The organism is Microcystis sp. M113S1, from assembly GCF_020246945.1.
Lineage (GTDB): Bacteria > Cyanobacteriota > Cyanobacteriia > Cyanobacteriales > Microcystaceae > Microcystis.
The window spans coordinates 1-9,678 of sequence record NZ_JADBSA010000037.1; the positions used below are offsets into that span (position 1 = coordinate 1).

Below are 9,678 nucleotides of genomic sequence, written 5' to 3' on the forward strand. Positions count from 1 at the left end.
ATCTTGCGATACATTGGTACTAAGGAGAGAAGATGCAAGGGTTTTGAGTAATTTTAGCAGATTCAGGGGCACCTGAGCGACTCTCAATCTAGCTAAAAGCCTTTTCCTGTAAGGTTTTTAGCTTTATTCAGCAAACCCTAACTAAAATTAAACGTTCTAATTCCGAGGAACAAACAATTGCGTTTGAGTTTCCCTCATGGATGGTAGAGGCTCTTGAGCAAGAAAGTCAGCGTCGTGATTTACCGTTACAAGCTATTGTCAAAGACTGGATTGAGGAAAAATTGGCGTTGTCAAATTGAAAGATGATCCGAATCAGCACCGGAACTCCAATTGCTTTGATAGCAAGGATTGCATTGCATCTTTCCTATTCTGATCTGACAACGCCTAATAATCAATCGCTGCACTGTAATCATCGCCAAGCTGATTATTTTTTCCCTTGCAGTAGGCCAAAACGAATTAAACCCGACTCGTAACCGCGCCGCATTAACCCTAAAGATAAAGCTCCTTGGATAGTAGTGTAACCGCTTGCTAACAAACCAGCGATCGCATCTGGGGTTAGGGCCGAGTCAATCACCACATCCCAAAAAGCGGCCACCGATAGGGACCAATCATCGGTTTTTAGGTCTCGAAAGCCAATGTCACGGGCAATATCGGCGTATTCTGGCAAAGAAATCACATAGGGGAGACAATAAACCCGATAAATCTCGTTTAATAGTTTAATCTCCCCTTCGGTTAAATTACCGGCCAGGGAAGTGGTGGGACGATGACACCAAGTTGCCATCAAAAAAGTCCCCCCGGGCTGCAAAACCCGATAACATTCCCGCAGAAATTGCCTTTTATCGGGCATATGTTCGCCACTTTCCAATGACCAGACCAGATCAAAATTATTCTCAGGAAAGGGGGTTTTTAGGGCATCAGCCACACAAAAACTCACTTGTTCTTTTAAATTGAACTCTTGCGCTCTTTGGCTGGCTCTAGCGGCTTGTACCGGGGAAAGGGTAATCCCCACCCCTTGGCTGTGAAATTTTTCGGCCAGATAAAGGCTACTGCCACCAATACCACAACCCACATCGAGAATCTGATTAGCGCCGGTGACATTTCCCCAAGTTAATAATTCTTCTATTAAATCAATTTGTGCCTGACGGCGATCGAGTTTAATCTTGCCGCCGCGACCGTAGTAACCATGGTGCATATGTTCGCCCCAAATCCTTTCCCATAGTCCACTAGAGGAGTCATAAAAATCAGCAATTCGTTGATAAAGTTCCATGGTGATTTCCTAAGTGAGTGGATGGAATTAAATATAAGATGAATGGGTAATGTTCTAGACCTGTGGATCGTATTTCTGCGGGGTAGTCAGTCTATTCATTGTGACTTGTTTTATCCACAGATTCAGAACACTACCGACAAATTAAATCTTTTCTGGCAAGAGACTTAATTGATTAGTTCGCTCTAGATCAAAAATAATTGACAAAAGCGGTTCTTTGGTAGGTTTGGGAGTGCTATCTAGAAGTAAGGCAGCACTGGAGCAACAAGTTCCAAAATTAATTTCGAGTTTCATGACTTTTCTTCTCTTTTGTCTGAAAATAAAAATTAGATAAATTCTCTGAGGATAGTTTTCATCGGTAAAAAGAGTGAAAGCGGTTGATCTTGAAAAGGAATAAATTCGTATTTTAAATAAAATTCTTTGGCTCTTAAATCTATAGCATCAACTCTAACTGCAAAAATGCCAATTTCCTGAGAAGCTTTGACGGCTCTAAAAAGTGCATCTACGAGTAATTCTCCTCCTAATCCTTGTCCTCTGACTGAGTTATCCACAGCTAACTTGCCAATTAGTAGGGCTGGAATTGGATAGGTGGGCATTCCTTTTTGATAAGATTTTGGGAGAGAGTCAAACTCAATAACACTAGCACTGACTGTGTAATAACCCTCAATTTTCAAAGGCTCAGATTGGGAAATGGCAATAAAGGTTTTAGCAATTCCTTTTTCATTATTTTGCCGAGCGTATTTTTTGAGATAATCATTTAAGACGGGATAACCACAGTCAAAATACTCTCGTTGATACTTTTGATGAATAGGGACAAAATTCCATCTTTTTTCCGCCTCATTGTCCATATTTATCTCGATATTTTTTAATGGCTGTTTTGAGGTTTCCTTGAAGTTCCGGGGGATTTTCCATAATGGACATAAATAAGTCTCGATCTCGATCTGAAAGAATCAATCTTTCCTGAGTGTCTATGTCTTGTTTGGCAATAGGTAACAGGTGAAGAAGAGTATAAGCACTTAAGGAAATTCCTCTGAGGGAGGCGGCTTTTTCGAGAAGTTCTTTTTGTTCTTGAGTCACTCTCAAGTCTATACGGCTATCTTTAACCTTTGAGGTTTCTGACATAAGGGGTTTCTCCAGTATTGAGTTCCGATGTTTCTAGTTTAACAGATTTAGGCGAACAAAGTACACAGAAAAGAAGAGGAGGAAATCATTAGTCTTTAGAGAGAGTTGACAGAAAGGTAGCCAGTGGCATATAATATTCCCGAAGTTGTGGTTCGTCGTCGTTATGAGCGGGGACGTATTAACGTGACCCAGTTGTATTTATCCTTGTGCGATACTTGGATTATCTATCTAGAACTCAAATGACTGAATCCACTTTAACAGAACTGCATCAGAAAATCGATGCTGGTGTGAGAATAGCGATCTAGGAGAGTCTATCAGCATTTTAAAAGATGGCTAAATTGTCACCTTAACGGCTGGGCAAATTCCCCCCAAATCACCATAATAAATGCTTTCAGTATCAAGATTTGGTAGTATTAAATAGGTAGGGAAATTTTATGGCTAGAATTAAGCGTAGGCAATTACTATCCCTGACTGGTTCTTTATTAGCCACTTTAGGATTGAGCCAGTTGGAATTGAAACAGCGAGCCATTTTTTATCGTAGCGTACTGGCAGAGAATACACCTCGTAAACGGGCATTATTAGTGGGTGTTAATAATTACCCCGATACTAGATGGATACCCCTTGAAGGCGCAGTCAATGATGTCAAACTACAACAGGAATTACTCATTCACCGTTTTGGATTTCAGTCCGATCAAATTTTGCTTTTAACTGATCATGAAGCAACTCGTGAGAATATCCTACAAGCGTTTGAGGAACATTTAATTAAATGGGCGCAACCCGGTGATGTGGTAGTTTTTCACTTTTCTGGTCATGGTTCTCAAGTTTTTGATCCCGATCAAATTTTTCAAGATGGGCAAGTTAGCACGATTGTTCCTGTTGATAGCATTCTCCCTCCAGGTTATCCCAATAAAGGAGGAAAAGTTAATGATATTACAGGTCATACTTTGTGGTTGTTGATGCAAGCAATTAATACAGAAAATGTCACTTTTATTCTGGATAGTTGTCACTCTGGAGGGGCGAGAAAGGGCATCTTAACTGTGCGATTGCGCCCTGGAAATCGGGAGTTAAACCGGACTGAAAACTCTAATATCCAACTGTTAGCAAGTCCCCAGGAACAGGAATATCAAAAACAACTGATGTCCAGACTCAACTTGACCGCTTCAGACTTGGCCACAGAGCGAAAAAAAGGCGTTCCCAAAGGCATAATGCTGGCGGCTGCTAGAACTGACCAAGCGGCGATCGATGCTTCCTTTGGTGATACGGCGGCTGGTATCTTTACATATATCTTGACTCGCTATCTCTGGCAGCAAACCGGAGGCGAGTCAGTTAGTCAAGTGATGGTGAGTGCGACGGCGACTACCGATCGCATTTTACGCGAATATTTCCCGACGGCTGGTTTATTACAGCAACCGGAATTTAATACTAGGGAGGGAAGCAACAACAGCCAGCAAGCGGTTTATTTTCTCAAACCAGATCAGAAAGTCCCTGCTGAAGCTGTCGTCACCCAAGTGCAGGGAAATCAGGTTGACCTGTTTTTGGGAGGGATCGATCCGCGTACTTTAGAAGCATTCGGTCGGGGGGCAATTTTAACTTTAGTGGATGGGGAAGGAAAAGAACGCGGTCAAGTTCAGATAGAGTCCCGTCAAGAGTTGACAGCTAAGGGGAAACTGATGCAGACAAGAGATAATATTGCGTCCGGGACTCTACTTCAAGAGCGATCGCGGGCAATTCCGAGTGATTTAACCCTCCGCATTCGCTTAGATGCTTCCTTAGGACAGGAACAAGCAGCAGCCAAGCAAGCTTTACAAGGGATTAAATCCATCGAAGCGGTTTCCTCAGATGAAACGGATATTCACTATATTCTGGGTCGAGTGACTCCCGCTTACTATCAACAATTGCAGAAACTTAAAGTGACTCCCTTACCAGAAATAGGTAGTCTGGCTCTATTTTCTCTGGCTGCGGATCTGATTCCGGGTTCAGCTGGGATTTCAGGAGAAAGTGTAACTGATGGAGTCAAGCGATTGCAAGCCAAACTCAAATCTTTATTAGCAGCGAGGTTGGTCAAGTTAACCCTCAATGCGACTTCGGCTCGCTTGAGTGTAGCGGCGGCGATGGAAACGGTAGATGGCGGCCAATTGGTGGCAGAATCGTTTACGGTTAGGGGTGCAAAGTCAGGCAGTTTCAGTCAAAATAGAGGGGTGCGAGGCTTAACCAGTAACGCGCAAAAAATCAAGCAGGGGACTCAAGTACAATTTCTCGTACAAAATAACGAGTTAGTTCCTCTCTATATTACTGTTTTACTTATTAGCGTAGATGGGACGTTTACTGTCCTTTCGCCTTTACTGGGGACGGGAGATAATTCTCCTGTGACTCCGGGGGAAAAAATTCAGATTCCCGATCCCAATCGAGGGGAATTGTATAAATTTAAGGTAGAGGGTGAAACGGGAATAGCGGAAGTGTTGGTTATTACTACTACGACTCCTCTAACCAAAGCTCTGGAATTGTTGCAGGTTTTGGCAGCAGAGAGAGGGGATAATCTGAGAGGGACACCTGTAGATTTAACTCAACCAGATGAGGCGATTTTTAGCCTTCTGGATGATTTAGATGGGGGTAGTCGGAGAAGTGGCACAGTTTCTACTTCAAGAGTGCGTCAGATTGATACCCGACAGATGGCGGCTATGTCGATTAGTTTTGAGGTGGTTGTCTAGTTCTTAACTTTAGTCAGAGGAACACTCACAGCGAGTTTAATGACTGGAGAGAGCAAATAAAAGTTATATCATTTAAGGAGAATTGATCTATGCCTACTTGGCTTCGACCTTTAAATTTCTTCACTGCTATCCTTTTAATCTCTCTAGAGATTAACCCACTGCTGACTCCTTCAGTATCTTTTTTTGCCTCAACCTTGGCACAAACAACGACTGACCGTAAAGCTGAAGCAGCTCGACTGGTTCAAGAAGGCGATCGCTATTACTATCAGGGTCAGTATCAAGTCACGCTGGAAAAATATCAACAAGCTTTAGCAATCTATCAGCAGATTGCAGATCGTCAACAAGAAGGAGTGATTCTTAATAATATTGGGTTTGTTTATACCGAGCTAGGAAAGTCTAAGCAAGCCTTGCCTTTTGCTGAGGTTCAGCATTTACTAAGCTTGCTGAACTATACTGTAATCTCGATTGAACTAACAGCGTCATTTGGATGATTTATTTCTGGCATTTTTGGAGCGACTGTTATCGTTAATCTCAATCCTAAAGCTTGGAGCCAAGAGGTTAGTTGATTCATGGCTTCAGGGGCAGGTTTTTGCATTAATTCTTCCAATTGCTTCGCCTGAATTTTGAGTTGTTCTGGTGTTAGATTTTGGGAGCCAAGGGCTTCTAGGACGTGATTGAAGGAGAGTCTGAGTAATTCTGATTCAAATCCATATTCATCTCCCTCTAGATGAGTTTCCAGATAAACTGCTGCATAATGGGGATCTTTAAGGGATTCGATCAGGGAATCATGATAACTATCACTGACTGGCATTTTCTCGCCTCCTATAATCTTGCCAATATTTTTGGGCTATTTCAATGTCTTTAGCTTGCGTTCTTTTATCTCCTCCACACAGGAGTAAGATAATCGTTGTCCCGATTTGTCCAAAGTAAACGAGATAACCGGAACCATAGTCTATTCGTAGTTCATAAACTCCCCCTCCTACTGATTTATAATCCCCTAAGTTCCCTACATTAAGACGGTTTAGGCGTTGAGCAATTTTAGTTTTAGCCTTGATATCTCGCAAAGAATCGAGCCATTGAGCAAAGGGAACTTTGCCGTCGCTGGTAACATAACGTCGAATGTTTCTGGGTTGAGCCGCCATGTTTGAATTATAGCGGTTAGTCAGATTTAACGGTTTTATATGTAAAATAGGACAGCCTCGGTTTAGGCGATTTCTCTAAGACTATACAGGGAAGCTCCCCTGCCCCCCAAGTTTGGGGGGTTCTGAATTCAAAGTCCTCTCTTATTCGGCATAATAAAGAAAAAATGACTGAAACTGTCACCCTAGAACTGCCTGAAGCCCTAGCCCAGCAAGCTAAACAAATTGCAGCACTTACTCATCGACGATTAGAAGAAATCTTAGTCGAATGGATTGACTACGCTATCAGCGAACTCTCCATCGAATCTTTGCCAGATAACCAAATTTTAGCCCTCTGTGACCTGCAAATGGAAGCTGAACAGCAAGAGTTATTCAGCAGTCTTTTAGCCCAGAATCAAGAAGGAGAACTTAATGAAGCTGGAGTCAACCAACTAGATACACTGATGCAGGTTTACCGGCGCGGTTTAGTCCATAAAGCTCGTGCCTTAAAAGTAGCAGTTGAACGAGGTTTGCGCCCTCCTCTGAGTGAATAGATAGCACGTCCCTACATCCCTATCGAAGTTGAACGTCGGGTTCGAGTTACTGCGCGTAACCGTTGCGGTTATTGCTTGAGTCCTCAGCATTTAGTGATGGCTCGTTTGGAGATCGAACACATCATTCCCCTTGCTAAAAAAGGTAGTAATAATGAGTCTAACTTATGGTTAGCTTGTCCCCTGTGCAATCGCTACAAAAGCGACAAAACGACAGGTATTGACCTAGAAACAGGCGAAACAGTCCTACTATTTAATCCATCTACTCAAATTTGGTCGGAACATTTCCGATGGGCTGAAGATGGTATAGTAATTGTAGGACTGACACCGATTGGTAGAGCAACTGTTACTGTACTTCATCTGAGTGACGATCCAGATGCTTTGGTAGTTCGTAGCTATTGGGTACAAGCAGGCTGGCATCCTCCCAATGATTGAGAAAAAATGGCAGGCTTTCCCCTCCTGACTTCTGACTTCATAAGACTATGGCTTCTTTCTCCAAACTTCTGATTGCTGGTACTCTGTTGCTTTCTGGAGGGTTATCTCCCCTGGTGATGGCGGCAGAAGTAGCAATCGCCCAAACAACCATCGCCCAAACCGATACCCGCACCCAAGCGCAACAACTTTTTGATGAGGGGATGCAACTATTCCAACAAGGGACAGCCGAATCCTATCAACAAGCTATAACCAAATGGGAACAAGCCTTACCCCTTTGGCGTAAGCTGGGAGATAAAGCGCAGGAAGCCTTCATAAATCTAGCACTCGGTAAGTGGATGGTACAGCAAGGAGTGCGGAGTTAATCCTTGCCATCGCCGAGAAAACTGGTAATTGGCGCAAGAGATAATAAAAGCTTCTTTTATTAGGAAATACGAACGGAAAATGTTAAGCATTGGCGAGGAAACTAATGTGCTAGAGTTAATTCGTGGCAACGCAACCAAGAGAAATTGAGCGTTATGTAACAGCCGATGGTCAAATTCCTTTTGATAATTGGTTTGATTCTATCCGAGTGTCTAAAACTCAAACTATCATCAGTAAAAGACTTGACCGAGTGAGGATGGGCAATTTAGGCGATTACCGTTCGGTAGGAGGAGGTGTTTTTGAATTAAGAATAGACTATGGTCCAGGTTATCGCATCTATTTCGGACAAGTAGGGACAACCATCGTGTTGCTACTGTGTGGAGGTGATAAAAGCACTCAAATTAAAGATATTCGCCAAGCCCAAGAATACTGGAGAGATTATCGGAGTTAAAATTATGTCTAAAAGTATTAGCTACCACCCTTTTTTGCTGGACAATCTTAAAGATCCAAACTATGCGGCTCTTTATCTCGAAACTCACTTAGAAGAAGACGAGTTTGAATTCGATCCCGAATTACTGAAAATGGCTTTGAGGAATGTTCTGGAAGCTCTTGGGGATTCTCATTTAACCGCAGAACAAATTAAAATTTATGAGCAATTTCTCGATAAATTATTAACAATGCCAGCAGGAATAGGAATTTATAATTTAGGGCTTTGGCTGAAGGCTTTGGGATTAAAACTAGCTGTAACAGTTGATAAAGAGGGGAAGAATGTTGTTGAAAACTTGCCTAGTTTGAATGGAGATAACAAAGAAAAATATGAGGGAGTTTTAACGAAAGTCCCAGATCTATAACCAGAAAGTAGATAAACGGCTCTTCTGGTTTCTGTGTGGAAACGAGGTCTATACTGATAGAATATCCGCAAAATAGTCTTAAAAGTCCCAGTAAGCATTTCACGATTCCATAAGCAAAAATTATCACACAAAGCCGAGAAGAGCCAATAAACTAAATATCCTTTCTTAAACCATGCTCAAATCCCTCAACCTCGCTACCCTACTGCTGCTACTCGCCTCCGGCGTGTCTATCTTGCCCATTTCTCAACCCGGAATAGTGCCACCTGTCCAAGCGCAAACCAATGAGACGAAAAAAGCTGAAGCGGAAAGGCTATTTAACGAGGGGATGCAACTATTCCAGCAAGGGACAGCCGAATCCTACCAACAAGCTATAACCAAATGGGAACAAGCCTTACCTCTGTGGCGTAATGTGGGAGATAAGGCACAGGAAGCCTTCATAAATCTAGCACTCGGTAGAGTTTACGATCTATTAGGATTCAAACCCAAAGCCCTAGAATACTATAACCAAGCCTTACCCATCTATCAAGCCCTAAAAGATCGCTCTGGGGAAGCCACTACTCTCAATAATATTGGTGCTGTCTATGATGCTTTAGGGGAGAAACAAAAGGCTTTAGACTACTACCAACAGGCTTTACCCTTAAGACGGGCGGTGGGCAATCGCACGGGGGAAGCCGCTACTCTCAATAATATTGGTCTTGTCTATGATGCTTTAGGGGAGAAACAGAAGGCTTTAGACTACTACCAACAGGCTTTACCCTTATGGCGGGCAGTGGGCGCTGCCGAAGGCACGCAAAGCGCACGCACGGGGGAAGCCACTACTCTCCATAATATTGGTGGTGTCTATGATGCTTTAGGGGAGAAACAGAAGGCTTTAGACTACTACCAACAGGCTTTACCCTTATCGCGGGCAGTGGGCGATCGCTCCGGGGAAGCCACTACTCTCAATAATATTGGTCTTGTCTATGATGATTTAGGGGAGAAACAGAAGGCTTTAGACTACTACCAACAGGCTTTACCCTTAAGGCGGGCAGTGGGCGATCGCTCCGGGGAAGCCACTACTCTCAATAATATTGGTGGTGTCTATTCTGCTTTAGGGGAGAAACAGAAGGCTTTAGACTACTACCAACAGGCTTTACCCTTATCGCGGGCAGTGGGCGATCGCTCCGGGGAAGCCGTTACTCTCACTGGTATTGGTCTTGTCTATGATGATTTAGGGGAGAAACAGAAGGCTTTAGACTACTACCAACAGGCTTTACCCTTATGGCGGGC

The 9,678-nt window shown here is 43.1% G+C and carries 14 protein-coding genes and 1 pseudogene; 9 read left to right on the forward strand and 6 right to left on the reverse strand.

Annotated elements, in window-relative coordinates:
• Positions 1-424 precede the first annotated feature (424 nt).
• The 4 genes from IM319_RS02410 to IM319_RS02425 form a co-directional block, all read right to left on the reverse strand.
• The gene (locus IM319_RS02410; RefSeq protein WP_287734491.1) at positions 425-1,267 is read right to left on the reverse strand and encodes a methyltransferase domain-containing protein; all 843 of its coding nucleotides are present in this window, start codon (positions 1,265-1,267) and stop codon (positions 425-427) included.
• A 141-nt stretch (positions 1,268-1,408) separates the two neighbouring features.
• Positions 1,409-1,558 (reverse strand): hypothetical protein, encoded by a 150-nt coding sequence (locus IM319_RS02415; RefSeq protein WP_271988458.1) that lies wholly within the window; start codon positions 1,556-1,558, stop codon positions 1,409-1,411.
• A 32-nt stretch (positions 1,559-1,590) separates the two neighbouring features.
• Positions 1,591-2,112, reverse strand: coding sequence for a GNAT family N-acetyltransferase (locus IM319_RS02420; RefSeq protein ID WP_287687347.1), 522 nt, complete (start codon positions 2,110-2,112; stop codon positions 1,591-1,593).
• Complete coding sequence (locus IM319_RS02425) at positions 2,102-2,386, reverse strand: DUF1778 domain-containing protein (RefSeq protein ID WP_002789208.1); 285 nt, start codon at positions 2,384-2,386, stop codon at positions 2,102-2,104. Before IM319_RS02425 ends, IM319_RS02420 begins: the two co-directional genes overlap by 11 nt.
• Positions 2,387-2,478: 92 nt before the next feature.
• Between IM319_RS02425 and IM319_RS22335 the strand changes: the two are divergent.
• The 3 genes and pseudogenes from IM319_RS22335 to IM319_RS02435 form a co-directional block, all read left to right on the forward strand.
• Positions 2,479-2,614, forward strand: a pseudogene (locus IM319_RS22335) (zeta toxin family protein); the annotation flags it as partial.
• Between the two features lie 206 nt (positions 2,615-2,820).
• Positions 2,821-5,094 (forward strand): caspase family protein, encoded by a 2,274-nt coding sequence (locus IM319_RS02430; protein WP_287734495.1) that lies wholly within the window; start codon positions 2,821-2,823, stop codon positions 5,092-5,094.
• A gap of 89 nt (positions 5,095-5,183) precedes the next feature.
• Complete coding sequence (locus IM319_RS02435) at positions 5,184-5,585, forward strand: tetratricopeptide repeat protein (RefSeq protein WP_287734497.1); 402 nt, start codon at positions 5,184-5,186, stop codon at positions 5,583-5,585.
• On the opposite strand, the gene IM319_RS02440 is transcribed toward IM319_RS02435, so the two are convergent.
• Both IM319_RS02440 and IM319_RS02445 read right to left on the reverse strand, forming a co-directional pair.
• Entirely contained in the window at positions 5,543-5,905 is a 363-nt protein-coding gene (locus tag IM319_RS02440; RefSeq protein WP_287734499.1) for a DNA-binding protein, read from the reverse strand. The two genes, IM319_RS02435 and IM319_RS02440, sit on opposite strands and share 43 nt — an antisense overlap.
• Entirely contained in the window at positions 5,892-6,236 is a 345-nt protein-coding gene (locus tag IM319_RS02445; protein ID WP_287734501.1) for a type II toxin-antitoxin system RelE/ParE family toxin, read from the reverse strand. Before IM319_RS02445 ends, IM319_RS02440 begins: the two co-directional genes overlap by 14 nt.
• Before the next feature lie 164 nt (positions 6,237-6,400).
• Here IM319_RS02445 and IM319_RS02450 point away from each other — a divergent pair, with 164 nt between their 5' ends.
• From IM319_RS02450 to IM319_RS02475, 6 genes are all read left to right on the forward strand, one after another.
• Positions 6,401-6,766 (forward strand): hypothetical protein, encoded by a 366-nt coding sequence (locus IM319_RS02450; protein WP_286824850.1) that lies wholly within the window; start codon positions 6,401-6,403, stop codon positions 6,764-6,766.
• 75 nt (positions 6,767-6,841) lie between these two features.
• Complete coding sequence (locus IM319_RS02455; RefSeq protein ID WP_287734503.1) at positions 6,842-7,198, forward strand: HNH endonuclease; 357 nt, start codon at positions 6,842-6,844, stop codon at positions 7,196-7,198.
• 47 nt (positions 7,199-7,245) lie between these two features.
• Positions 7,246-7,560 (forward strand): hypothetical protein, encoded by a 315-nt coding sequence (locus tag IM319_RS02460; protein WP_287734504.1) that lies wholly within the window; start codon positions 7,246-7,248, stop codon positions 7,558-7,560.
• A 122-nt stretch (positions 7,561-7,682) separates the two neighbouring features.
• Positions 7,683-8,009, forward strand: a complete 327-nt coding sequence (locus tag IM319_RS02465) for a type II toxin-antitoxin system RelE/ParE family toxin (RefSeq protein ID WP_287734506.1) — start codon at positions 7,683-7,685, stop codon at positions 8,007-8,009.
• A gap of 4 nt (positions 8,010-8,013) precedes the next feature.
• Positions 8,014-8,409, forward strand: coding sequence for a DNA-binding protein (locus tag IM319_RS02470; RefSeq protein ID WP_002789200.1), 396 nt, complete (start codon positions 8,014-8,016; stop codon positions 8,407-8,409).
• Between the two features lie 172 nt (positions 8,410-8,581).
• The coding region (locus IM319_RS02475; RefSeq protein ID WP_287734507.1) for a tetratricopeptide repeat protein at positions 8,582-9,678 on the forward strand (1,097 nt) is incomplete at its 3' end.

Bases quoted from the DNA above. Each gene is read 5' to 3' on its own strand.
- IM319_RS02410 (WP_287734491.1), bottom strand. From the start codon at position 1,267: ATGGAACTTTATCAACGAATTGCTGATTTTTATGACTCCTCTAGTGGA.
- IM319_RS02415 (WP_271988458.1), bottom strand. From the start codon at position 1,558: ATGAAACTCGAAATTAATTTTGGAACTTGTTGCTCCAGTGCTGCCTTA.
- IM319_RS02420 (WP_287687347.1), bottom strand. From the start codon at position 2,112: ATGGACAATGAGGCGGAAAAAAGATGGAATTTTGTCCCTATTCATCAA.
- IM319_RS02425 (WP_002789208.1), bottom strand. From the start codon at position 2,386: ATGTCAGAAACCTCAAAGGTTAAAGATAGCCGTATAGACTTGAGAGTG.
- IM319_RS02430 (WP_287734495.1), top strand. From the start codon at position 2,821: ATGGCTAGAATTAAGCGTAGGCAATTACTATCCCTGACTGGTTCTTTA.
- IM319_RS02435 (WP_287734497.1), top strand. From the start codon at position 5,184: ATGCCTACTTGGCTTCGACCTTTAAATTTCTTCACTGCTATCCTTTTA.
- IM319_RS02440 (WP_287734499.1), bottom strand. From the start codon at position 5,905: ATGCCAGTCAGTGATAGTTATCATGATTCCCTGATCGAATCCCTTAAA.
- IM319_RS02445 (WP_287734501.1), bottom strand. From the start codon at position 6,236: ATGGCGGCTCAACCCAGAAACATTCGACGTTATGTTACCAGCGACGGC.
- IM319_RS02450 (WP_286824850.1), top strand. From the start codon at position 6,401: ATGACTGAAACTGTCACCCTAGAACTGCCTGAAGCCCTAGCCCAGCAA.
- IM319_RS02460 (WP_287734504.1), top strand. From the start codon at position 7,246: ATGGCTTCTTTCTCCAAACTTCTGATTGCTGGTACTCTGTTGCTTTCT.
- IM319_RS02470 (WP_002789200.1), top strand. From the start codon at position 8,014: ATGTCTAAAAGTATTAGCTACCACCCTTTTTTGCTGGACAATCTTAAA.